Consider the following 24,848-nt stretch of genomic DNA (forward strand, 5'->3'; position numbering starts at 1 on the left):
AAGAGCGGTTACTGGTAACGCCCGTGCCGCTCCAGCACCTCGATGCGATATCCATCCGGATCAGTCACAAAGAAGAACCGCGCCAGCAGCTTGCCTTCCACGAAGAACTCCTTGATGTCTTCCGGAGCAAGCCCTTCCGCCTGAAAGCGCTTGTGCTCATAATCCAGATTATCCACGCAGAATGCAATGTGACCGTAACCATCACCCAGTGAGTATGGCTCGCTGCGGCCTTTGTTGACGGTCAACTCAACCTCAAAGTCGTTCTCCGCATTGCGCAGATAAACCAGCGTGAAGCTATCAAAGTCCAGTCTCTCCGCAACCTCCAGACCAAACGCCTTGCGGTAAAACGCAAGCGACCGTTCTTCATCCAGAACACGAACCATCATGTGAATTGCTTTTGCCATGGAAAGACCTCTCAGCAGAAATTACTGCATGAGAAGTAGGTCGCTTGCCGCACTCCCGTCAACCGCAACAACACGCAAAATCGGTCTGTCATATAGCAGTTTACAAATCTTGCTCAATTCAGATCATCCACTTGCGGTCAAAAACCACTCCACCTATGATCGCGACGTGGTTAGGGCACCCGCCGCTCGCAAGCAATACCGCTCTGGTGAAGCTCCACTTTTCTTCAACAAACCGCATGTTTTCAGCGGTTTACTGGCAACGCGAGCACCAGCACTTTCCCGCATTTTGAACTGAAAGCAGTTTCGATGTCTGAAGTTTCTTCTTCTCAACCGGACAACATTTTCTTATCCGGCTCAATACCTATTCTCTTCGCAAAAACAGCTCTGCCAATCAGCATCGTCATGATGGTGAACGGCTTGCACACCGTCGTTGATGCGTACTTTCTGGGCACATATGTAGGTACGCAGGCGCTCACTGGCGTCACACTCATGTTCCCACTTTTCATGATCCTTGTTTCGCTGTTCACTCTCGTGTCCAACGGGTTCGCAAGCATCTATGCCCGAGCTTTCGGGGCAAGCAACTTCCGCATCGCAACGAAGATCATCGACAGTGCTATCTGTCTTGCTCTGATTTTCTGCTCACTCCTTATCCTGAGCTTTCTCGCAGCTGGCTTTCAGCTGGCTCTGTTCCTGACCAACGGTTCTCACGAGCTGGCCGAGATCGGCTATGAGTACATGGCCATTCTCATTCTGGGCTCCCCGCTCGGCTTCATTCTGTCCATCAACATCGACAGATTACGGTGCGAAGGCCTGTTGCCGCTGATGACCGTCATCACGCTCAGCTCAGCCTTCCTCAACATCTTCTTTGACTGGCTCTACGTGGTCCAGTTCGGCTGGGGCGTGGCAGGCTCTGCGTATGGCACTTTGACCGCGCAGCTCATCTCTCTGGCTGCGATGGTTACTTACTACACCTCAAAGCGTGGCGAGTTTTCATTCCTGAACTGGCGACCAGTCAGCTTCCAGTGGAAGTCTCTGATCGCACTCGGCGTTCCACAAAGCCTTGGTTACACGGGTGTTTCTCTGGCAGCAGCTGTCACCTTGTTCGCCATCCAACTCTGGCCCGAAAGTGGCTATGAAACCACCGCTGGCGCCTACGGCATCCTCACCAGAATGCTGACCTTCACCTTCCTACCACTGCTCGGCATCAGCATGGCTCTGCAGTCTATTTCAGGAAACAACTTCGGCGCTCAAAAGCATGACAGAACATCACAGACCCTGAAGATCGCGCTCATAATCTCACTCGTTTATTGCGTTGTTGTTCAGGCAATCTACTTCCTGTTCAGCACTCAATTGGGCGCGATTTTTGTCGATGACGCAGCCACGATCTCAGAGGTTGCGCGCATCACACCAATCGTCACGCTGATCTTCTTCCTCTCAGGCCCACTGATGATGATCGGCACCTTCTTTCAGGCCATTGGGGATGCTGCTCGTGCAGGCATTCTGCTGCTGGCCAAAACCTACCTGTTCGCCATCCCCCTCACCCTTGTGCTGCCTTATGCAGTGGGTGAAGCAGGCATCTGGTACAGCAGCGCCCTGGCAGAGATCCTGCTGCTTGGACTGACATTCATCGTCGTGGTCTCCCACAAGAAAGCAGCCGCTCCTGCAGCTGCAGTAGCAAGCTCATAAGCAATCAGCCCTCGCAGACCAGCAGGATCTGCGAGGGCTGAAAGTTCTCAAACCAACTGTACCAAACAAGACAGCGCCCTCATCTCACCTTCGCTAGTACTGAACCAACGGAATATGCGTCCTATGGTGAGGTGCACAAGCATGACGGATTTGGTGAACGCACTGCTGATCGAACTCGGCAACAGAATTGGGTTCGACAACTTTTCTCTCAATGAAGACGGCCAGATCTTTCTCGGCCTTGATCAGAACCTCGCCATGAGCATCGTCTGGCGGGATGAGAGCCAGACCCTGCTCTTCAACTCTGTCATCAGCAAGCAAAACTCCGACGACCCGCAAGTGCTGCAAGCATTGATGCAAGCGAACTGTGTGTTTGCAGATAGCCACGCCATGGCCTTCAACATCAGCCCCAAAGAGCGCCATATCAATCTGTCCATGGTGGTGACCATCTCTGACAGATCATCCTTCGCTCTGCACAACAAGCTGGACATGTTCATCCGCACGGCAGCCTCCTGGCACGAACGCCTAAAAAACCCGGAGGGGCTAACCCCAGACTGGGATAATCCAAACCACGCAACACCGTGCAAAACCAATAATCTCTCAGGCCTTGGAGTAAGAGTATGAGCGCGATCCAACTCTCCAGCTTTGTAGAAGCCGCCCAATTCGACAATGGCTTGGACAAACTACACACCACTAACGAGGAAGTTACACAGCGCACCTCCCACACATCAGTGGGCGGAAAGCTGCTCTCCTGGGCCCTGAATGGTGGGCAGAAATCAGCCGATCAAAGCCGCTTTCAGGAAGCCTTGAAAGCTGAGTTCGGAGACGATACCGCCCAAGCCGCTTACGACGCATTTGCACCCAAAGGCAGCAAATCCCACAGCCTGACAAAAGCACAGGTTCTGGACACCGTCGAGTTTGCACTCAGAACGCAGGAAGACAAGGCCGAAGAACGCAACACATCTGCGCAGACAGATATCCTTGCAAGTGTCCGAAAAACTTATGGCGATGCAGTCGCTTCTGAAACCAGTACACTTTTGGAAGGTTCCAGTGAATTTGCCAAGGCTGCTGAGAACCCTGAACAGATCAAGGCAACCGTTAGAGAAATTGCAGAGGGCATCTATCAAGGACGCCTTGCCGAAGTTAGTCAGGATATCTCATCTCGGCTGGGCAAACTGAATGAACCGGGCGCACTTGAAGCATATGCAGAAAAAGCTTCCATAAACATCGATTGGCCTTCTGTGTCTGAAGATGATCGAAACCAACTTCTGAGTTCATTGAAAGTGAAACTCATCAAGCAAAGTCATGCAAGCGCGCAAGAACCGAAGCAACGACAGTTCCTCACAGATGAGAAAGTCGATCAGGCTATCACCAATCAGCTACTTATTCTGACAGAAATAAAAATGGCTCTGCCGGGTGGGGAAGTCTTCGATCAAACCCTGGAAGAGCTGGGGCTGCAGTCCAGTGAGTTGAGTCCTGAGTTCCAGACGAAAATCTCAGAAGACCTGTCTCATGAACTACAGATCTTGCTGGGTGAGGATGGCACAAAAACAATCACGGGTGATCTGAGGACGACAGAAAAAAAGATCATCCAACAAGCGGTTTCCATGGTGCTTCTTAAAGATGTCGCACGTGCTGAAACCAAAACACAGGCCTTCAAGGAAGCCATCGCGCGCTTTAACCCCGAAGAAACTCCTGAGATTTCCGCCTACATGGAGAAGCTTTTCTCACATCTGGGTAGAAGTCAGGTAGAGGCTGACATGCTTGCAGGAAAATCCTTTGAAGAAAGCGGCGGTGTTGTCGAAGCTACAAAGGCCGAGGTTTGGAAGCAGCTGAGCCACTTTGAAACAGCAGGTACCGCTCTTGTAGGTTTCATTGATCAACTCAACAGCAAAGATCTGAACGCAGGCAAGTTCTCTGAAATTGCCAAAACATTTGCCGCAAACGCAAAATCCAGCGGTGCTGACGACATCGGCAAAATTCTGGACATTCAGCTCGCCAACATTTTCCGAAGCAATCCTGACCTGAAACAGAGTCTGCTGCAAAATGTTGAGAGTGGGCAGCTTACTGCACACGCAAATGCACTAGGAGCTGGCATGAACCTACTGCGCAATGCAGTAGAGAACCAACTGATATTGAAAGCGAACAGGGATGGAATTGATCCTGACTCTGCCGTTTTGGAAGTAAACACCATCACAGCAACTGCAACCCGACCAATCGACTATCTGCTTTCCAACTTTGTCGAAGCTATCTCAAATCTGGAAAAGCAAACGGTGGTATCAGATGCAACTGAACTGAAAGCTCTCAGTGAAGAGGGGCGCTCGCAAAATGATGCAGCAGTGAAGCACAACGAAGAAGTAAAGCAGAAGTACCACGGTATTATGCAAGCGTTTGCTGCACCAGAGAAGGATAAAGTAAACGCCCCTAAGGTTGCCGCAGGTCTGGCCAATAATTTGTCTGAGCAGCTCAAGGCCCACGATATCACTGTATCATTCTAACTCTCGAAAGTTTCGATAAGTTACAAGAACACAGCGTCGGCAACATCTCCTTGCCGACGCTTCAGCATTAAAAGTATCCCTTACAGCAAAATCACCGCTGTCCCGAGCAGGGAAAGCGCGGCTCCGCCCCAGGCCAGTGGGCGGGGCATATTGCCCGTGTTCATCCAAAGCAATGGCAGAATGAAAACAGGTGAGAGCGAACCAAGCACACTGGCAATCGCCGCATCATAATGCGCGTAGGCATAGAGCAGCAGCGAAACCGATATGCCGTAGCCAATAAACCCGGGAAGCACCACGCGGAACAGCAGCATCCAGCTCATCTCTGTCGTCGCCTGAACCGCAGACAGAGGCATCAACCCAACCAGCGCCACAATAAACGCAGCCCCCGTAACGCGTATCGCCGATGCCGCCAAAGGCTCAGTTCCGGAAAGAAGCAAAGGCTTGAGGACCAACATCCCAATCCCTTGTGAGGCAGCTGCGATAAGCGCCAGCACAACAATCGCCACCAGTCCCCCACTGCGACGGGTGGCTTCTGCTTCCTGATCAGAACTTCCGAACAAAATGGCTAAGCAAATGCCAAAGAGAGCGATTGCGATGCCAATCATTTCCGTAAAGCTCAGCTCTTCACCCAGAAACGCAAAGGCCAGCACGGCCACAATCGGCGTTTTAAGTGAAAGCAATAACTCTGTTTGCCTTGGCCCAGCTCTCTTCAGGCATTCCAACAAAGCAACATTGCCGATAATCACGCTGACTACCACACTCACCACAAAGGCAGGCCACTGGCTCCAGTCAACAGTTTGCCAGTACCCCAACACAGAGCACAGCACACATAGGATAGCCCCTGAAGTCAGTAACTGAATACGAGTAAATTCAAAAACACCAACACGTTGTAGCGGTCGGTGGGACAACATAGAACCACAGGCCCACCCCAATGATGCCGCCAGAGCAGACGACACAGCGAAAACAACCATAGTAAAACTTTCCAAACGTGCTACAATATGCGTAGCAACACATCGCTACATTAAACCTAGCAAAAAAGAAAGCCCATAATCTGTGAAAATACCTAAGGCAGGACAACTGGTTCGCGGATCAAAATCCGGCAAGCCAATCATGGTTCTTTTTGATTTGCTGGGCAGAAGATGGGCTCTTGGCATCATCTGGAATCTCTCAACCGGCCCGCAAACCTTCCGCGCACTCCAGTCCAACTGCGACTCTGTATCGCCCACTGTGCTCAATACGCGCTTGAAAGAACTACGAGAATGCGGGATCGTCAGAAACGGAGAGAACGGTTACGAACTGACAGAGGAAGGTGAAGACCTGTTCACCTATCTGCAACCCTTGGGCCACTGGTCTCAAACATGGTCCCACGCAGCCAAACTGAAAGAAGTTCAATGAAATTCAATCACATCGGCATTCCGACCAAGGGCTACTTTGCGGAAGAGATTCCCCTGCCCCACCTGCACATGACCGTCAGCGACCACAAAAACAATCCATTTGGCATCCAATGGCAGCGTTATGACGAAGACGCCCCGTATCCGGAAATCGTCAAAACCGTCGCCCATGTCGCCTTTGAAGTCGATAATCTGGAAGAGGCTTTAAAAGACCAGAAGGTTATCATTGAGCCCAATTCTCCTATTGAAGGCCTGACCGTCGCGTTCATCGAAGTGCACGGAGCACCCGTTGAACTGATGGAAGTTGACCGCTCGATATGCAAGGAAGACATCTAGCCCAGCGCCTACAGCTAACAGCAGCTTAATGCCAGCAAGCCGCTTACCACCTGCACTCTCAGTCTTTTTTCAGGCCCTCCTTTTAAAGTTCAGGGTGTCGAGGACTATGCCGGTGGCCCATGCAGCAGGAAAAATCGCCCAGCGCACCACATAAGATCGCCTTTATACCTCTGGTGCTGATCACCACAGCGCTGTTCATGACCCTGCGCAACATGCCTATGATGGCAGAAACCGGCATGCAGATGGTCCTGCTCAACGCCATCACCGTCTTCGCATACCTCATCCCCACAGCACTAATTTCAGCCGAGCTCGCAACAGGTTGGCCACAGAACGGTGTATTCCACTGGGTCGAAGCAGCTTTCGGAACACCCATCGGTTTCATCGCTGTTTTCCTGCAATGGATCCAGTCCATATTCGGTGTCACATCCATCGTTGCCTACGCCACCGCAACGCTCACCTATGCCTTTGATCCGGAACTCGGCTCCAACCGCTACTACATCACCTTCTCGGTGCTTGCCCTCTACTGGGCCGCAACGCTCATCAACTTCAAAGGTACGGAAACCTCAGAAAAGATCTCAGGCTACGCCGTCTCTCTCGGCGTCTTCTTCCCCTCCGCATTGCTGATCGCCTTTGGCATCTACTACCTGTTCTCCGGTGAAACCATCGCGCTTGATACCTCGGCGACGGTCGCAAACTGGGTGCCTTCTCTATCCAATACCACCAGCCTCGTTTTCTTCATGAGTTTCGTCTTCGGCTTTGTCGGCATCGAAGTCTCCGCCTGCCACGCCAACGAAGTCGAAAACCCGCAAAAGAACTATCCCCGTGCCATCTTCACAGCAGCCATCGCAGGTTTTGTCATCACGCTAGCAGGCGGTCTGGCTGTCTCCCTGATCCTTGTGAAAGGCAATATTTCCAACATCAACGGAGCCCTTCAGGCCTTCTCCGCCTATCTGGATGCCTACGGTCTTGCCATCCTCACCCCGTTCATCGCCTTGCTGGTTGCGATCGGCGCTGCCGGTCAGGTCAGCACTTGGATTGTAGGCCCGGTCAAAGGCATGTGGGCTGCCAGCCGCAAGGGCCTGTTGCCCCCTCGCTTCGCCAAAGCCAACAAGAACAACGTACCCACGGCCTTGCTTATCCTGCAAGCTTCACTCATCTCATTGATCGCCCTGAGCTTTGTGGTGTTTGAGAACGTCAACCTCGTCTTCCTCATCCTCACCTCAACCGCAGTGCTTTTGTACTCTATGATGTACTTGCTGATGTTCATCGCAGCTATTCGCCTGCGTTACACTCATCCGCATATCCCACGCCCCTACAAAGTCCCCGGTGGCAACTGGGGCATCTGGCTTCTGGGCGGCATCGGCATGCTGACCGCCATCAGCTGTTTCGCCATAGGCTTCATCCCTCCTCCATCCTTGCCCTTCTCACTGGAGAGCTTTGAGGGACTGATGATTGTAGCCGTCATCCTTGCCCTGCTCATTCCTTTGGCGATCTGGTTCATACATCGCAAAAACATCCATCACCCTTCTCAGAATGAAGGGCAAAGGTAATGGGCAAAACACCACGCAATCAGCCAAAGCACCACATCACTCTTTGGCACCTGGTGTTTATGACGACAGCCCTCTTTATGACCATGCTGAACATGCCTCTCATGGCCCAAACCGGCATGAAGATCCTGTTCTTCAACAGCGCAGTCATCCTTTGCTACATCTTACCGGTTGCCCTGATTTCAGCTGAACTGGCAACAGGTTGGCCCAAACACGGCGTTTACACCTGGGTGCAGGAAGCTTTTGGAGCACCCTTCGGCTTTATGGCCATCTTCCTGCAATGGTTTCAAGCCATCTTCGCCATGGTCGCCACAGTCGCCTATACCACTGCGGCCCTCGCCTTCGTCTTTGACAGGCCTCTCGATGAAAACCCATGGCTCATGTTCACGGGCGTCATCATCATCTACTGGGGGGCCACCTTCGCCAACTTCCGCGGTACCCGAATAACCAAGCGCATCGCCAGTTACTGCTTGCTGGCGGGTACCATCTTTCCATCACTCACCATGATCACGCTCGGCCTGCTATACGTTTCAGGCCCAGCCCAGCCGGTCATAGACGTCAGCCTCACCACCGCCAATGTGGTCCCATCCCTCTCACAGACCTCAACACTGTTCCTCTTCCTCAGCTTCCTCTTCGGTTTCATCGGAATGGAAGTCTCCGCCGGCCACGCAACCGAGGTCCAGAACGTCCGCCGCACCTACCCAATCGCGATCCTCATCGCCGCATTCATAGGTTTTTCAATATCCCTCCTAGGCGGCCTGACCATAGCGATGATCATCCCAGACAAAGAGATCTCAAACACCTTGGGCGTGCTGCAAACCTATACAATTTTGCTGGATCACTACGGCGTACCGGATATCCTCCCCATCGCCGCGATGTTCATTGCAGTAGGAGCAGCAGGGCAAGTCAGCACCTGGATCGCAGGCCCAGTCAAAAGCCTCGCCGTTGCTGGGCGTGATGGCATGTTGCCCAAGTTCCTACATGGCTCAAATGCTTATGACATGCCTGTCCCACTGATGATCGTTCAAGCAACTATCGCCACCCTCATCGCAACAGCATTCCTGCTTCACGTTAAAACGAACGAGGTTTTCTTATATCTGACATCAACAGCAGTCCTGCTCTACTCTGTCATGTACCTGCTGCTTTACAGCACAGCCATTCGTCTACGTTACAAACGCCCAAATGTTCCCCGCACCTACAAAGTGCCTTTTGGCAACTGGGGCATTTGGGTCCTCGGCAGTATTGGTTTTTCCATCTCCCTCATCGCCTTCCTTATCGGCTTCCGCCCACCCGACGAACCAGACTTCCCAGCGACCACATACCTCGCGATCATTATTCCTGGTGTGTTCCTCACACTCAGCGTTCCGTTCATCCTCTGGAAAGTCAGCAGCCCCAACTGGAAGGCTCGCAAGAAAGCAAAAAAGCCACGCCCTACACCGTAGAACGTGGCCTTCTCAAAATTCTTCAGATCAAAGAGCTTACTTTTTCTCTTCGGCAGTCGCAGGAACATGTTCAGCAGTTTCTTGCTCTTTCATGCGAGCCCGCAAATCCTGAGCATCTTCAAAGATCTCTGTTTCTTTGTTCATGACACGCAAGGAGCCTGATCCAATATCAAACCACGCACCATGAATGTGCAAGTTGCCTTGAGTGACCAGCTTCTCAATGAACGGGAAAGTCATCAGGTTCTTCAGGCTCTGGCGAATACCAGCATATTCCAATGCCAGCTGAGGGTCTTCGTTCTTGTCTACCGGAGTACAAGCCAGCGTAATCGCAGCAGGCTCTAGCATCTTGATCCAAGGACCTACGAACTGGCCGGTCTTGCTCAGCTTACCGTTGCTTTCACGGAATGCCTGCACACCACCGCACTTACAGTGGCCCAGAACAACAAGGTGCTTCACCTTCAGGCCAGTCACCGCATACTCAAGTGCGGCACTGGTGCCGTGTGTACCACCACCCTGAATAAATGGAGGCACAAGGTTCGCTACGTTACGAACCACGAACAATTCGCCCGGCTGCGCGTGGAAAATACCTTCTGGTGTCACGCGGCTATCACAGCAGGAAATCACCATAACTTCAGGCTCTTGGCCATAGATGGCGAGGTTTTGATATTCCTCTTCAAACTGGCTATAAATCCGTTCTTTATAAAGGCCATATCCAGCCAGCAGTTCTCTCGGAAAATCAGTCATTCGTCGCCATCTCTTTAAAGCCATCTCCAAAAGCCAAAGGCCTTCGGGGATGAGCGAAGTTAATCCTTGAAAGCAGCTTGTCAGCAAAACACGCCGCTTTTGTCCCTCTATGATCTGCCTATATAGCTAAGGCAATCGATCTTTCAACTGGCGATAAGACCAGAAAGCTAAAAGTCTTAGCACTCACCTCATGAGCAAGCATCTTACCAGTTAAAAGCCAGAGATAAATCGGGTTCAGCCTCTACGCGCCGTCACCTCAATTTCAACCTTCATTTCTTCTTTGATGAGATCACAGATAACCATCGTGGCTGCAGGTCGAATGTCGCCAAAATACTCGCCAAGAACAGCAAACACCGCCTCAACATTACTCCGGTCAGTTACGTAATAGCGCGCGCGCACAACGTCATTAAGCGAACATCCTGCCTCAGCAAGCGCCCCCTTAATAGTCTCAAGAATATTGACGGTTTGTGCGCCAACATCCTCTGGCATCTGCATAGTGGAATAATCGTAACCGGTCGTTCCAGAAACATGAACGAAGTCACCATCGACAACAGCGCGAGAATATCCGGCTGTCTTTTCAAAAGGTGAACCTGAAGAAATAAGGGTTCTCTCTGACATCACAACCTCCCTGAACCAAAGCTCAACATACTGCGGCAGAAACCACCGCCAGTATCCATTGTTTCAAGGATACAACCAACCTCATCCCGATCAATTGAGAAATTGCCGCCTTAATCCTGACTACTTGATGAGAAGAAGCAGCTAAGGCCAAGAGCAGTCCAAAGCGCAATACCGATCCAGTACATCAAAGGATCAACAGATCTGTAGATCACGTCATAGAGAAGCGTGTATCCCGCATAAAGATCCCACGCGACCCAAGCCAGCAATACAACACCAACAATCCGCCAGAAAAAGCTCACCATGGGCACAAACCTCCCTCTACTCATAGTAACGCGTTGATCTGGAAGAAAAACCTGCGGTTTTAGGGGGCCAAACAGTGAACATCACTACTTCAGCCTCTCAAGTGAATCAGCTGAGATTTGCTAACATTTTTAGTGATTCGCTTGCACAATCCTACAATTTCAACGTCAGGATGTAGGTTCAGCTAAAAACACGACACGATTACCTAACTAATATCTACATTTAATTTGCTCATTTCTCCTGATTCTGAGATATAAAGGGGTTCAAACGGACAGAAAGCTTGCTCGTTTCTCTCGAGCTTTTTTGTCGATCATCTGGAGCACGGAGTGCGGGAACCACCACATTATCCGTCAAGCTATTGAATTTGTTTAATAAAACAAGTCAATCGGACAACTAAGGAAAATACAAAGGCACAAGAAAAAAGATCAAAAGCGACAGATACTATGCGAAGTGTCAACCTTCTAAGGTGTTGCTTGATAACTAAAAATACTTCTTATTCAATGCCTGCCGTGTTGTTGTTGGGGGACTACATACATGACGTTAACTGCGGTTAAGACAAAAACGTCTTGCGGTAACTTTTTTGAAGATTTTCACGTGGGCCAGGTCATAAGACATGGAACACCAAAGACAATAAACGAAGGAGATACAGCTCTTTATACTGCATTGTACGGATCTCGATTTGCGGTACAGTCGGGAACTGCTTTTGCAGAAGAAATTGGCTACCCGTATTACCCACTGGATGACTTATTAGTCTTTCACGTGGTCTTCGGCAAAACAGTGGGAGATATTTCACTAAATGCCGTCGCTAATCTGGGTTACTCCGATTGCCGTTTCCTGATGCCTGTCTATGCCGGAGACACACTCTCTGCCACGTCAGAAGTCATCGGGTTGAAAGAAAACTCAAACGGCAAAACCGGTGTTGTTTACGTGCGCTCTACGGGCTATCGCCACAAGGAGCCAGGAAACCCTGAAAAGGTTCTGGAATACACCCGCTGGGTCATGGTGAAGAAGCGTGATGAAAACGCGCCCGCACCAGAAGCCACCCTGCCGGAGTTGCCAGAAGGTGTTTCTGAAGGCACTCTGGGACAAGCCGTTCCGGAGCTATCCATCGAGAATTGGGACTTTGATCTGTCCGGATCTCCATTCCGCTTTGATGACTACGAAGTGGGTGAGAAGATCGATCACGTTGATGGTATGACCGTGGAAGAAGCTGAGCATCAGCTGGCCACACGTCTCTACCAAAACACAGCAAAGGTCCACTTCAATCACCACAGTGAGAAGAACAGCCGCTTCGGCAAGCGCCTGATCTACGGCGGTCACGTCATCTCGCTCGCGCGTGCGTTGTCTTTCAATGGTTTGGGCAATGCATTCCACATCACAGGCATCAATGCAGGACGCCACGTTGCCCCGCTCTTCGCAGGCGACACCGTTTACGCATGGTCTGAAGTGCTGGACAAAAAACGGATTGAAGGCAGAAGCGACATCGCAGCCATGCGCCTGCGCCTTGTCGCCACCAAAGATCTCACCTGCGGAGATTTCCCTTACAAAAACGAAGAAGGGAAATTCGAAGACGGCGTGATCCTCGATCTGGATTACTGGGTCGTCATCCCGGTCTGATCTTGAAAGATTTAGAGAGGCCAATGGCCTCTCTCTGAGCCAAACAAACCAAATAACAGAATAAAAACAACACACCCAAAGCCCGGCGCACCTCCTGCCCGGGCTTTTTCACTGCGTTATCTATCTAGTTTCACCGACGGGTCAACAGCTCATCCAGATAGCGGAGGACGTCGATGGATGCGGTCTCCATGCGCTTGTAAGCGGCGTCGGCACCTTCGTGGTTGCCAGTTTCCAGCATGCGGGCGCATTCTTTCCCTTGTTCGTGCACTTCGGCGTGAACGGGCAGAAGTTTCTTGAAGGCGAGGCTGTCGCGCAAGCGGGGATCTTCCACCTTGTCATACCACTTGCCAAGACGACACTGGTGATGATCAGAAAGCTCAGTCACCTGCAAGCTGCTGAGGCCTACAGACATTTCCGCAAGGCGTTTCTTCCAGATGATATGATCTGCCTTCGCGCGGTGCAGAATGAAGTTCGGCACACCACGCTTCTCAAACTCGGTGAATTGTTCTTCAACGATAGATTCTGACTGAGCAACAGTTTGGATCACATGCTCAATCCGCTCATTTACATCACGTGCATGACCTGCGATGGAATGAACACCGCGATTTATCTCATGCGTCGCTTCTTCCTGCTGGGTTAGCTGGCGCGCAATCTCACGCATCTGGGTGCTTGCAACGCCGACATCACGGAGCACTTCAGAAATCAGGCTTTCAGCATTCTGAGAGTTATCAATGCTCTTACCGACCAGTGACTGCGCATCACTCACAGAGGAGTTCACATCATTCACATGGCCCTGAAGTGTCTCGATCCGGGTCCGGATGTCATCCGTCGCCTGCTGGGTCTGGCCAGATAGGTCCTTCACCTCCGACGCAACAACCGCAAAACCTTTGCCGGCCTCTCCAGCTCGTGCAGCTTCAATCGTCGCATTCAGCGCAAGCAGGTTGGTCTGCTTTGCAAGACCCTCGATAGTGCCAACAAAGGTGCCAATCTGCACTGCTGCTGCCGTCAACTCATTTGCAGCCTCAATCATTGTCTCAAAGAACTGACCAATATGCTGGCTCGCATCTGCGGACTCACGCGTCGCAGCCTCGCCTTGCTGCATGGCGACATTTGCCGATTCAACGGCATCCGCTGCACCTTGCGCACTGGAGGCGATTTCAGAGAACGAAACGTTCAATTCTTCAACGCCAGTTGCGATCGTCTGCGCGCCTTCATCCGCTTTACGAATGTGCCAGGTGATCTGGGAGATCGCCGCCATGGATTCACTGGCTTGCAACGAGTACTCTACCGTCTGACCAAGTGTGTTCTCGTCTTGAGTGTCCATCTTCTGTTTCAGCGCCTCAAATCGCTGATAAAGATCTGGTGAAATTCCATCCACTTCAGGCAGCGGACGATCCTCCATCAAAGCCAACAGAAGTGCATCAATTCCCTCACGACTGATGAGTTCCACATCCGCTTCATGTGATGCCTGAGCTTTTGGTGAGCCCTTCAACATACCGGACCAATTCATCTTGAATTACCTTCTAAACTGCACATCCAGTGCAGATAATCCCTGACACGCCGCCTTCTCATCCACTCAACTCACCCGAGCAAAGTGAGCATCAAATAAGTAAGATCAGCGTATTTACGTACCCTACGACAAGTCATCCAGTACAATCAGCGCAACTATCCCAACGTCACCTACATGAATTCGGAGGACTCATGTTTTAAACATACATAAATTAATACTAATAATAGTTAACCATCCTAATAAATATCATATTTACCTGAAACTTCAGTAGGTTCCCGCAGAGGCCAGGCAAAACAAAAACCCCGACCTTTTCAGACCGGGGCTCACAATGCATAAGTTATGCTAAGCTATCAGCTGACTTCGTGCTTCAACGCGTTGCGGGCAAGCATCTCGCCCTGCTTCTTGGTTTTCAGAATTTCGCGCGCTTTCTCAAACTTCGGATCCTCCCAGAAGATCATGCAGCCGTTACAGCCACGACCACAGCACCCTTCCAGACCAAGGCGTGGAGACTTCGGTTTACGATCCTGGCTGCCTTCCGCAATCGCATCAATCAGCCGATCACGCTGGCTCTCATATTTGTTCTGCTGTGCGTCAGTCGCTTCACCACGTGCTTCAATGCGCTCCGCGGTGCGGTCCAGCTTCAGGCGGCTCCACTGCTCTGGGGTCAGCGGACGTTCTTTACGCACCACAGTGTTAACCGGGAAGCGCTCTTTGAATGTCGCTGCATCTTCTTTATCGAACAATGTGAACGGAATACGCACGACCGGCTGCTTACCAGCCTGCACTTCCTGTGTCATCTCACCGGACTTTGCATCTTCAAAGTCATAGATACGCAGCAGGATGCTGTCATCAGACAACGGCTGCAAGAACTCCAGAACCTCACCGGCAACGATCTTGTTCTTCACCTTCATGTAGAAGGCTTCGTCTGTCACATCCTCAATGATACCCGCAAATTCCCATTCTCCGATGGAATGCGTATCTTCGTAGTTGTGGGCGTAGTTGTTCAGGCGGCCTTCGTGGAACGCAGTGGTGTAGCCACGGTTGGCAACACTGTACATCTCATCCATGTACTTCTGCGGGTTCCAGTTCTCCGGATCACGGTAGTAGTCATCAATCGCCATGCGGTAGGCACGTGCAACAACAGCCACGTAGTACATGGACTTGTTGCGACCTTCCACTTTCAGCGAGTCCACACCAATGCGCAGATAGTCATTGAGCTTTGGCATCAGGCAAAGGTCTTTGGAGTTCAGAATGTAAGACCCACGACCGTCTTCCAGAATTGGCATCAGCTCACCCGGACGGCAGCCTTCTTCCAGCAGGAACTCGAACATGCCGATATTATCTTCGTTCAGCTCAAGTTCGTTGATGGTGCCGTCTTTCATGCGCATGCGTACTTTGTAGTTCCAACGGCAGGAGTTCGCGCAGTTCCCCTGGTTCGCGCCACGCTCCGCCATAAAGTTGGAAAGCAGGCAGCGACCAGAATAGGTCATGCACATCGCACCATGAACAAACGCCTCAAGACGGATATCCGGGCACTTCTCACGAATCTCAGAAAGCTCAGGGAAGGAAACTTCACGGGCCAGAACAACCAGATCCGCGCCCTGTTCTTTCCAGAAGTCAACAGAAAGCCAGGAACACACGTTCGCCTGGGTGGAGATGTGCAGCGGTACGTTCGGCAGTTCTTTACGCATAAATTGGAATACGCCCGGATCAGCAATGATCAACCCATCTGGATTGATATCGCGAATAGTCTCCGCATATTCCTTCAGCTTAGGAACGTCTTTGTTGTGAGAGAACAGGTTCAGCGTCAGGTAAACACGTTTGCCGTGCTTATGCGCAAACTCAATACCTTCAACGACCTGCTCAAGCGTAAACTCTGCCTTCGTGCGCAGGGACATATCTGGCGTACCAAGGTAGATTGCATCTGCTCCGTAAAGAACGGCAATCTTAAGCTTCTGCAAGTTGCCCGCAGGCATCAGGAGTTCTGAGGTTCTCATTCTGGCGACCAAATTCTCTGGTGTTTTCTAAAGCTCTTTTATGGAGCTATTGAGCGGCGCCTCATACTTTGTCTTTGGGAAACAGCAAAGGAGCGCCTGTTTACGGTGCTTCTAAGGGATTTCATCAAGGATGAACAGAAGAATTTTGTCTCAGGTATATGGGTAGGCCCTAGCCCTCACGAACTCACTGTAAAAATTCAGTTCCTCAAAGCACATCAGATACAAAATCGTTTTCTGAAAACCAAAATGGGTGGGCACATACGTACCCACCCAAATCAAACACTCAGCAATGCAAACTGGTAGTTGCCCGCCCGATACCAGTCACATGCCGTAATGTCTTTTAGTCGACAAGCGCCGCAACCGGCTCATACGCTTCTTCATCGACAAAGTCGTAACGCAGCTGGCTTTCCAGCCAATCACGGAAGCTACGGATTTTTGGTTCAGCACCGCGCTTCTCACGCCACATCAGCTTATGCTCACGACCATCCCGCTGATACTCTGGGAAGATTGGCACAAGGCGACCGGCAGTCTCTGCTTCTGCACTCAGAAGGTTGGATTCCAGCACAATGCCAAAGCCCTTCTCAGCGGCATCCAGAGCAAGCGCTGCATTCTCAAACACCATCATCTCATTGACGATTGGGTTTGGAACACCAGCTTCAGACAGCCATGTTTCCCAAGAAACCGTCGCCCCTTCACTGCGAATAATCGGCAGCTTCAGCAGCTCATTCGGCTTCTTCGGATAACCAAGCGTATCCAACAGTTCTGGCGAGATCAGAGGACGGAACTTTTCACGTCCCAGTGTCAGCTCTTCAAACTCATCCGGAGTGTTGGACTGACGCGTGAAGACGAGGTCATAAAGACCACCTTCAATACTCTGATCAGCACCACTGCTTGAGACAGTTACTGTGATTTCAGAGTTGTGCGCAGTAAAGGAGCGAAGGCGGCGTAGCAACCAGTTGCTCGCAAAGCTGGAAGAACAATGGATACTCAGCGTATCTCTGTTCCCGACAGCTTCAATAGTGCGCGTCGCAGTCGAAATTCTGTCAAACGCCTCTGCAATTTCTGAGGCATATCTATAAGCGGCCGCAGTTGGGAACACAGCACGGGACCGACGCTCAAACAGCTCCAGACCCAAGTGATCCTCCAGCGCTTTGAGCCGGTGACTGACCGCACTAGCAGTAATCGCTAGTTTTTGGGCCGCTGAAACCAAACTCCCAGTTTCCATAACTGCACGAAACGCGACCAAAGCATTCAAAGGGGGCAAACGATTCATGAAATGCCTTATTCTTGATAGAGTGAGAGATACAACGAATATTCCGATTAATGATGTAGACGTAACATAGCGCCTCCCCAATTTGAACACCCTCAAATCAACTAGGTCACGTCAAAAATTATGTAAAAAGCCACATTTCCACAATAGATAACATCGATATGCAACTACTCAATTATTGATAATCTAGGGAATACTTACAGATAATCAGAACAAATAATCGATACAAATATAATTACAGAGAAAGAACATAATTTTCTGAATTTTACGCTAGGAAACTGTAGAATAATGCCCAGATACACGCTCAGGTTAAAGATCAAAAAAATTAACTATTCAACTGAGCCGTGCTTCAGGTTGGACGAATACCAACATATGCAGCACGCGGACGTATTTGTTCTTGCATTTGATATTGTTCCAGCGCTTGCGCGATCCATCCGCTAATTCTTGAAATACAAAACAAAATTCCGGCGGAATTTTTTGGTAGCGCGAGAATCTGCTCCAAAAGTGCTAGTGGAATATCCACATTCACGGGCTTTCCAAACAGCTCACGTGACCTTTCCAGTAACTGTGGAATCAATTCAATGAGTGGGTGATTCAGGTCACTTTGCATGAGTTTGTCTAATAGGAATTTGCCCCGAGGGTCCATCCCACCATAGATAGAATGGCCCAATCCCGGCAGATATTCGCCGTTCATACAACGCTCTTGCAGCACGTTCTCTATATCGTCAACATCATGAATATGCTTCAGCCAACTCAGCACACGCTCGGCATTTGTTCCATGTCTTGGCCCCATGAACGCCCCAAGCCCGGATACTAGAACCGCATGCAGCGGCGCTCGGGTAGAAGCAGCACATCGCACAGCATAAGCACTGGTGTTCAGTTCATGGTCCGCACACAAAACCAGTGTCGCACGGATCAGATCAATGGCCTTCTCATCCTTGATCCCCCAAGCCCGCGCAATCTGCCGATGCATCGGATCAGTGCTCGGCTCCTGCATCAACAGCGCACTGGCAGCCAGGCGAATGAGGCTCGCGCCCTTCTTCTTCAAAAGCTCCTGAGACAGCGTATAAGCCGCATTGTCCTGCTCCGGCCACGAACACAATGCAACAATCGCCCGCTCAACAGGCCGCTGATGCGAACTGAAGCCTCCAATGCCCTTTGGAGCAGGCTGAGCAAACGGATCATTCTCACAGTCCCACAACAACGTCGCCACGCTCTCAAGCGTCCCCGCCTTCGCCAACTCAAGCGCAGACTGTCCCCGGTAGTAGTGCCCATCTTCAGTCAGAAGGGTAAGCTTTGTCTCCAACACGCCCTTGGCCGCTGCGCTGTGGGATTGCCCTTCCTTATCTTCCACGCCCTCACCAGCCCGTCGACTTCTCAGGAAGCGGATGTCTGAAGCATCATAAAGCCGGGTGCGCCCCGGTCCCTGAACGGAGCGGACAAGCCCACGGCTCACATAGGCATAAAGCGTGGCTGGGCGCACACCCAACTCATTGGCAGCTTCTTTGGCGGAAAGATAAATAACCTCAGACATGGCGCACCTATTACATGATCAACATTGATCATACGAATAAGACGCTCGCGCGCAACAGCTACAGAAAGCCTATCTGAAGATCATCAGTTGTCCTCAGGCGTATTAGCAGCCACAGCCGCTGCAATCAGGTCCTTGCCGATCTGATCCTCAAAGTCACCCCACACAGGCCGCATCACATCCACCCACTGCTGGCGCTGCTCAGGTGTCAGCTCACGCACGGTATAACCTGCATCAACAATCCGTTGCCGGTTCTCTTCGCTGGTCTGGGCTGCTTGTGCATTGGCCTTCACCAATGTTTCCCGGAAGATTGTCAGAAACTGATCCCGCAAATCAGGTTCAAGGCTCTCCAACCATTCCTTGGGTGCAAACACCACATAGGCCAGCAATTGATGATTGGTCTCGGTGATACCGTTCTGGACCTCATAGAAGCGTGACGTGAAGATGTTGGACCAACTGTTCTCCTGCCCATCGACAACACCCAGCTGTAACGCCCCGTAGACTTCCTTGAACGCTAGCTTCTGAGCACTCGCCCCCATCGCCTCAATCATCGCCACAGCCACATCAGAGTTCTGCACGCGGAATTTCAAGCCTGCCCCGTCAGAAGGAACGAGCAACGGCTTGTCTGCAGAAAAGTGCTTCAGGCCATCAAAGAGATACCCAAGTCCCACAACCCCAAAGTCAGACATCACATCAAGCAGCTCTTGCCCTTGGTCGCTGGCAGTAAACCGCTGCACCGCATCCATATCCTCAAACAGGAAAGGCAAATCGAAGAGCCGGTACTTGTTGGTGTAAACTTCCAGCTTCGAAAGAGAAGGCGCAGCCAACTGCACATCACCTAGTATCAAGGCTTCCATCACCTTCTCATCATCATAAAGCTGGGAAAAGGGAAACACCTGCATACACGCCCTGCCATTCATCTCGGAGTTCACCCGTTCCGCCAGCATGCGCGCAAAATCCCCCTTAGGATGGCCTCTTGGCGGCACAACATGGCTGAACTTAATGACAACTTCGCCAGGCTTACACTCAATCTGGGCGAACGCAGGTGAAGCAAAAGCAACGCCCAGAGCGAAAATGATAGAAACGATCGCTCTCTTCATCAGCTCCTCACGCAAACATTGGGGAACCTCTATTGTCGCATTTTACCCCGAAAGTCAGCCTAAGCTATTTCAGCGAATTTGCTGCAAATCAGTGGGATACAAAAAAGCCGGAGCAAATGCCCCGGCTTTTCAAAGAACTCATTAGTTCCGCTATTTGACGATGACCTCTGGCCCCATCATGTAGGTCGGCAGCGCCGTGGAGAGCCACGGCAAGTACGTGACCAACACGAGGAACACCAGCAGAACCATCACGAACGGCGCAGCAGCACGCACCACCTGCACCAGACTCATGCCCGTTATGCCCGACGTCACAAACAGGTTTAGTCCGATTGGCGGCGTGATCATGCCGATCTCCATGTTCACCACCATGATGATACCGAGGTGGATTGGATCAACACCCAGCTCAATCGCAATCGGGAACACCACAGGCGCCACAATCAGCAGCAGGCCGGATGGCTCCATGAACTGACCACCGATCAGCAAGATGATGTTCACTGCAATCAGGAAGGTGAACCAGTTGAAGCCAGCACCAATCATCCAGTCAGTGATGATCTGCGGAATACGTTCAGCTGTCAGCGTATGCGCAAACAGCAGCGCGTTCACGATGATGAACATCAGCATGATTGTGGTCTTGCCACTCTCAACCAGCACCTTGCGGGTATCGCGGTGGAAGAACGCAGGGAAGAAGTAAAGAACCAGCAGACCAATGTTACGGCCAACAGCTTCAATCAGGCTTTCACCCGGCTTACGCCACTTCTTATCCTTCAGCGGCCCCATATCACGGTAGATGAACAGAGCAATCAGACACGCATAAACAGCGGCCACAGCAGCAGCTTCAGTTGGCGTGAACACACCAGCATAAATACCGCCAAGAATGATCACGATCAGGAACATGCCGAAGGCAGCTTCTGCAAACGTGGTCCAAAGCACCTTCATGCTTGGGAATGGCAATGCAGCCAGATTTTTCTTACGCGCGATGAAGTAGATGGTCACCATCAGCATCAGACCGGCAACGATGCCCGGAATAACACCCGCGAGGAACATACGACCCACGGAAACGTTGGTCGCAGCTGCATAGACAACCATCACGATGGATGGCGGGATCAGAATACCCAGCGTACCAGCATTGGCGATGATACCGGCAGCAAACTCCTTGGAGTAACCGGCCTGACGCATCGCGGCAATCGCAATGGTACCAATCGCAACCACGGTCGCAGGAGATGAACCGGACAGCGCAGCGAAGATCATACAGGCCAGCACGCCAGCCATTGCCAGACCACCACGGACCCAGCCAACAGTCGCAACGGCGAAGTTCACGATACGACGTGCCACACCACCGGTGGACATGAAGCTGGAGGCCAGAATAAAGAACGGGATCGCAAGCAGTGTAAAGTTCTGTGACGCATTGAACATCTGAATGGTCACAGAGCTCATGGAGTCATGAGAGAACAGCGCGATATAGAGAACGGAAGACAAGCCAAGCGCAATCGCGATTGGTGCCCCGATAAGAAGCAGCCCAAAGAGCAGCAAAAAGAGAACAGCGGTTTCCATTGGGCTTAGTCCTTCAGCACGTCTTTGTTTTCTTCAACGAGCTCTTCAGCTTCGTGCGCAGCAATCATCGTGTCGCGTTGGCCGGTCAGAATGAGCCAGCACATTTGCAGCGACCGGAAAGCAAGAAGGGCAAGGCCGATTGGCAGAATGACGTAACCCCACCAGCGAGGAACGCGCTCTTTCACGCCAAACATCTCCTGATACCACTCAGGGAATTTCAGATCTTCCATGCCGATTGGAAGCTTGTAGTACTTGGCCACGTAGTCGAACGCACCACCGGTAGAACCGCGGTTTTCCAGTCCGAGCAATACACCAAACCAGTCCGCATCAAACAGCAGCGCGGCATAAAGCAATGTCACCAGCGCGCCCAGAAGCCCAAATGCGCGGAAGATTGGTTTTGGAAACAGGCGGATGAAAGCATCAACGCCAAGGTGTGAGCCAATTTTCAGGCCGTAGCTCATACCGAAGAGAATAAGCCACGCAAACAGTACGCGGGTGAACTGTAGCGCGCCACCCCAACCCGAGTTAAAGCCGTACCGCATGACGACCTGCCAGAAGGTTACCAGCGTCATCACAGCAAGGATGGTGGCAATAAACCCTTCTTCGAAAGCATCTATTATTTTATTTAGTCGAGACAAAGCGCCCTCCCCCAACAGCACTCTCATTTCTCAGTGTGTTGCGGCACCGAGAAAGAAACCATTGTGGTTTTTCAGGGTCCGCCCGACCAATGGCCGGACGGTCCTATCAAAATGTGTTGGATTAGTTGTTTGCTGCGACGGCAGCGTCGATCACATCCTGACCGATGTCATCAGCAAATTTGCCCCATACAGGCTTCATCACGTCAACCCACTGCTGACGCTGCTCAGGTGTCAGAGTGCGAACTTCTACACCAGCTTCGATGATCTTCTGCTTGTTAGCTTCGTTGATAGCGGAAGAACGAGCGTTCGCATCGTTGGTCACTTCAGTGAAGATAGTGATGAACTGATCGCGAACTTCTGGATCAAGGCTGTCGAGCCATTCCTGAGAAGTCACAGCCAGGTAAGACAGCAGCTGGTGGCTGGTTTCTGTAATACCGTCCTGAACTTCAAAGAACTTCTTGGTGTAGATGTTGGACCAGGTGTTTTCCTGACCATCAACAACGCCGGTCTGCAGAGCGCCGTACACTTCTTTAAATGCAAGCTTCTGAGCGTTTGCTTCCATCGCTTCAATCATTGCCACAGCAACGTCAGAGGTCTGAACGCGGAACTTCAGGCCAGCCGCATCAGCAGGTGTCACCAGTGGCTTGTTTGCTGAGAAGTGCTTGATACCGTTGTAAACATAACCAAGACCTACAAAGCCGATGTCAGACATCGCGCCCAACAGTTCCTGACCTTTTTCACCCTGTGTGAACTTGTTCACTGCATCCATGTCAGAGAACAGGAACGGAAGGTCAAACACACGGTACTTGAGTGTGTAAGCTTCGAATTTCGCAAGAGAAGGCGCAGCGATCTGAACGTCGCCGAGCAGCAGAGCTTCCATCACTTTGTCATCATCAAACAGCTGGGAGCTTGGGAAAACCTGCATACAGGCCTTACCATTCATCTCATTGTTGATGCGCTCAGCAAGTGCAGTTGCGAAGTCACCTTTTGGGTGGCCGGTCGCGGACACAACGTGACTGAACTTGATAACGACTTCACCCGGATCACACGCTTCAGCAGCAACAGCCTGAGTAGCAGTGAACATGCCAGCTGCAACTGTGGCAGCAGTAATAATCTTCTTCATAGTATCCTCCCAGATGGAACGGAGCGAAGCTCCTCACACTACTAAAAGCAATCTGCGTGCCAGTTTAAATACCTATAATAAATACAGCTACTTACGGAATTTCACCTAATTATTCAAAGTGCATTTGTTTCGAATAAGTAACATTGACTATTCAAAAATGTGTCGAATTCGACACATTTCTATTCGCCAACCTCATCCTTGCTCAGCCCATACTTCTTCATCTTCTCGTAAAGTGCCTTGCGGGAGACGGATAGGGCTTCGTATGTCGGCTTGATCTTGCCGTCGTTTTTCTCAAGTTCAGCTGCAATGATATCGCGCTCATAAGCACTGACGCGCTCAGCCAGCGTGCCGCTCTGCGGTCCGGCAACAGCAGCAGCAGCCCCAGCTGCCTTAGGTTGGCCCTCCAGCCCCAACACGAACCGGTCCGCCACATTGCGCAGTTCACGCACGTTACCCGGCCACTCACGTTGCATCAGCTCTGAGAGAAACTCTCTCGAAATCTCAGGGACTTCTTTGCGATAACGTGCCCGTGCCCCTCGCGTCAGATAATGGAACAGCACCGGAATATCCTCCAGCCGCTCCCGCAGAGGCGGAATAGCCAGCGTGATCACATTGAGGCGGTAGAACAGATCCTTCCTGAACCGCCCTTCATTAGAAGCAGCCTCTAGATCTTCCTTGGTGGCAGCCACAAACCGCAGATCAAGTGGAATAGCCTTGTTGGAACCGAGGCGCTCAATCGTCCGCGTCTCAAACACCCGCAGCAACTTCACCTGCAAGTCGAGCGGCATGGACTCGATCTCATCCAGAAATACCGTGCCACCATGAGCATGCTCCAGCTTACCTATCCGCTGACCACTCGCCCCGGTAAACGCACCTTTCTCGTGCCCAAACAGTTCGCTCTCGATGATATCCGCTGGCAACGCCCCGCAGTTCAGCGCCACAAACGGTCCATCTTTGCGAAGGCCTTCCTCGTGCAGCGCACGGGCGACCACTTCCTTACCAGAGCCGGTCTCACCCAGAATAAGCACATCCGCATCCGTGCCAGACAGCGCCGTAATCGTGTTGCGCAGCGCTTCCATGGACGGTGACTTGCCCACGATGCGCTCTTCCAGACCGGAAAGGTTGCCCAGCTCCTCACGCAGCACACGGTTTTCCAGTGTCAGGCGACGTTTCTCCAGCCCACGCTCCACGACAGCAACCAACCCACTGACGGGGAACGGCTTTTCTTTGAAGTCATAGGCGCCGGCGCGCATGGCTTCCACCGCCAGCGGCACATCACCATGGCCAGTAATCAGCACCACAGGCAACGCGCTGTCGATTTCAAAGGCGGCTTTCATCAGATCAAAGCCACCCATCTTCGGCATACGGATATCGCTCACCAAAACGCCGTAGAACTCATGCGTGATATGCTCCAGCGCTTCTTCAGCGCGGGAAAACGGCACCACGTGGTAGTCGGCCAGTTCCAGCCCCTCTACCAGCGCCTCACGCATATCCTCATCGTCATCGACCAGAAGAATGGTGGCTTTATCGATCGCCCATACGTCCATA

The 24,848-nt window shown here is 51.5% G+C and carries 22 protein-coding genes; 8 read left to right on the top strand and 14 right to left on the bottom strand.

What is annotated here, in order from left to right:
• Positions 1 to 8: 8 nt before the first annotated feature.
• On the bottom strand, positions 9 to 404 hold the full coding sequence (locus tag PSE_RS23855) for a VOC family protein (protein WP_014287123.1): 396 nt from the start codon (positions 402 to 404) through the stop codon (positions 9 to 11).
• 306 nt (positions 405 to 710) lie between these two features.
• Here PSE_RS23855 and PSE_RS23865 point away from each other — a divergent pair, with 306 nt between their 5' ends.
• The 3 genes from PSE_RS23865 to PSE_RS23875 all read left to right on the top strand — a co-directional run bounded on the left by PSE_RS23865 (position 711) and on the right by PSE_RS23875 (position 4,585).
• Positions 711 to 2,090, top strand: coding sequence for an MATE family efflux transporter (locus PSE_RS23865; protein WP_014287125.1), 1,380 nt, complete (start codon positions 711 to 713; stop codon positions 2,088 to 2,090).
• Positions 2,091 to 2,231: 141 nt separating this feature from the next.
• Positions 2,232 to 2,711 carry a type III secretion system chaperone gene (locus PSE_RS23870; RefSeq protein WP_014287126.1) on the top strand — a complete coding sequence of 160 codons (480 nt, stop codon included), beginning with the start codon at positions 2,232 to 2,234 and terminating at the stop codon, positions 2,709 to 2,711.
• Entirely contained in the window at positions 2,708 to 4,585 is a 1,878-nt protein-coding gene (locus tag PSE_RS23875; RefSeq protein WP_014287127.1) for a hypothetical protein, read from the top strand. Before PSE_RS23870 ends, PSE_RS23875 begins: the two co-directional genes overlap by 4 nt.
• An 80-nt stretch (positions 4,586 to 4,665) precedes the next feature.
• Here PSE_RS23875 and PSE_RS23880 read toward each other — a convergent pair whose 3' ends face one another.
• Positions 4,666 to 5,556, bottom strand: coding sequence for a DMT family transporter (locus PSE_RS23880; protein WP_041768795.1), 891 nt, complete (start codon positions 5,554 to 5,556; stop codon positions 4,666 to 4,668).
• A gap of 82 nt (positions 5,557 to 5,638) precedes the next feature.
• On the opposite strand from PSE_RS23880, the gene PSE_RS23885 reads away from it, so the two are divergent.
• The 4 genes from PSE_RS23885 (at position 5,639) to PSE_RS23900 (ending at position 9,301) form a co-directional block, all read left to right on the top strand.
• Positions 5,639 to 5,980, top strand: a complete 342-nt coding sequence (locus tag PSE_RS23885) for a helix-turn-helix domain-containing protein (protein WP_014287129.1) — start codon at positions 5,639 to 5,641, stop codon at positions 5,978 to 5,980.
• The gene (locus tag PSE_RS23890) at positions 5,977 to 6,312 is read left to right on the top strand and encodes a VOC family protein (protein ID WP_014287130.1); all 336 of its coding nucleotides are present in this window, start codon (positions 5,977 to 5,979) and stop codon (positions 6,310 to 6,312) included. Before PSE_RS23885 ends, PSE_RS23890 begins: the two co-directional genes overlap by 4 nt.
• 119 nt (positions 6,313 to 6,431) lie before the next feature.
• Positions 6,432 to 7,862: an amino acid permease gene (locus PSE_RS23895; RefSeq protein WP_014287131.1), complete on the top strand. Its 1,431-nt coding sequence runs from the start codon at positions 6,432 to 6,434 to the stop codon at positions 7,860 to 7,862.
• On the top strand, positions 7,862 to 9,301 hold the full coding sequence (locus PSE_RS23900; RefSeq protein WP_008551367.1) for an APC family permease: 1,440 nt from the start codon (positions 7,862 to 7,864) through the stop codon (positions 9,299 to 9,301). The genes PSE_RS23895 and PSE_RS23900 overlap by 1 nt, the downstream gene beginning before the upstream one ends.
• 36 nt (positions 9,302 to 9,337) lie before the next feature.
• On the opposite strand, the gene PSE_RS23905 is transcribed toward PSE_RS23900, so the two are convergent.
• The 3 genes from PSE_RS23905 to PSE_RS23915 all read right to left on the bottom strand — a co-directional run bounded on the left by PSE_RS23905 (position 9,338) and on the right by PSE_RS23915 (position 10,965).
• The gene (locus PSE_RS23905) at positions 9,338 to 10,045 is read right to left on the bottom strand and encodes a carbonic anhydrase (RefSeq protein ID WP_014287132.1); all 708 of its coding nucleotides are present in this window, start codon (positions 10,043 to 10,045) and stop codon (positions 9,338 to 9,340) included.
• Positions 10,046 to 10,279: 234 nt separating this feature from the next.
• Positions 10,280 to 10,663, bottom strand: coding sequence for a RidA family protein (locus PSE_RS23910; protein ID WP_014287133.1), 384 nt, complete (start codon positions 10,661 to 10,663; stop codon positions 10,280 to 10,282).
• A gap of 110 nt (positions 10,664 to 10,773) precedes the next feature.
• Positions 10,774 to 10,965 (bottom strand): hypothetical protein, encoded by a 192-nt coding sequence (locus PSE_RS23915; RefSeq protein WP_014287134.1) that lies wholly within the window; start codon positions 10,963 to 10,965, stop codon positions 10,774 to 10,776.
• Between the two features lie 532 nt (positions 10,966 to 11,497).
• On the opposite strand from PSE_RS23915, the gene PSE_RS23920 reads away from it, so the two are divergent.
• Entirely contained in the window at positions 11,498 to 12,580 is a 1,083-nt protein-coding gene (locus tag PSE_RS23920; protein WP_014287135.1) for a MaoC family dehydratase, read from the top strand.
• A 130-nt stretch (positions 12,581 to 12,710) separates the two neighbouring features.
• Here PSE_RS23920 and PSE_RS23925 read toward each other — a convergent pair whose 3' ends face one another.
• The 9 genes from PSE_RS23925 to PSE_RS23965 all read right to left on the bottom strand — a co-directional run bounded on the left by PSE_RS23925 (position 12,711) and on the right by PSE_RS23965 (position 24,847).
• The gene (locus tag PSE_RS23925; protein ID WP_041768796.1) at positions 12,711 to 14,090 is read right to left on the bottom strand and encodes a methyl-accepting chemotaxis protein; all 1,380 of its coding nucleotides are present in this window, start codon (positions 14,088 to 14,090) and stop codon (positions 12,711 to 12,713) included.
• Positions 14,091 to 14,440: 350 nt separating this feature from the next.
• A complete protein-coding gene (locus PSE_RS23930; protein WP_008551384.1) occupies positions 14,441 to 16,087 on the bottom strand; it encodes a U32 family peptidase in 1,647 nt (548 codons plus the stop codon).
• Positions 16,088 to 16,427: 340 nt separating this feature from the next.
• Positions 16,428 to 17,360, bottom strand: coding sequence for a LysR substrate-binding domain-containing protein (locus PSE_RS23935; RefSeq protein WP_014287137.1), 933 nt, complete (start codon positions 17,358 to 17,360; stop codon positions 16,428 to 16,430).
• Positions 17,361 to 17,706: 346 nt separating this feature from the next.
• Complete coding sequence (locus PSE_RS23940) at positions 17,707 to 18,891, bottom strand: citrate synthase family protein (RefSeq protein ID WP_014287138.1); 1,185 nt, start codon at positions 18,889 to 18,891, stop codon at positions 17,707 to 17,709.
• 83 nt (positions 18,892 to 18,974) lie between these two features.
• On the bottom strand, positions 18,975 to 19,988 hold the full coding sequence (locus PSE_RS23945; protein ID WP_041768797.1) for a DctP family TRAP transporter solute-binding subunit: 1,014 nt from the start codon (positions 19,986 to 19,988) through the stop codon (positions 18,975 to 18,977).
• A gap of 150 nt (positions 19,989 to 20,138) precedes the next feature.
• Entirely contained in the window at positions 20,139 to 21,539 is a 1,401-nt protein-coding gene (locus tag PSE_RS23950; RefSeq protein ID WP_008551429.1) for a TRAP transporter large permease, read from the bottom strand.
• A gap of 5 nt (positions 21,540 to 21,544) precedes the next feature.
• A complete protein-coding gene (locus PSE_RS23955; RefSeq protein WP_008551724.1) occupies positions 21,545 to 22,177 on the bottom strand; it encodes a TRAP transporter small permease in 633 nt (210 codons plus the stop codon).
• A gap of 121 nt (positions 22,178 to 22,298) precedes the next feature.
• Entirely contained in the window at positions 22,299 to 23,300 is a 1,002-nt protein-coding gene (locus PSE_RS23960) for a DctP family TRAP transporter solute-binding subunit (RefSeq protein ID WP_008551419.1), read from the bottom strand.
• Between the two features lie 179 nt (positions 23,301 to 23,479).
• On the bottom strand, positions 23,480 to 24,847 hold the full coding sequence (locus PSE_RS23965; protein WP_014287141.1) for a sigma-54 dependent transcriptional regulator: 1,368 nt from the start codon (positions 24,845 to 24,847) through the stop codon (positions 23,480 to 23,482).
• Between the last annotated feature and the right edge of the window lies 1 nt (position 24,848).

It is taken from the genome of Pseudovibrio sp. FO-BEG1, assembly GCF_000236645.1.
Classification (GTDB): Bacteria; Pseudomonadota; Alphaproteobacteria; order Rhizobiales; family Stappiaceae; genus Pseudovibrio.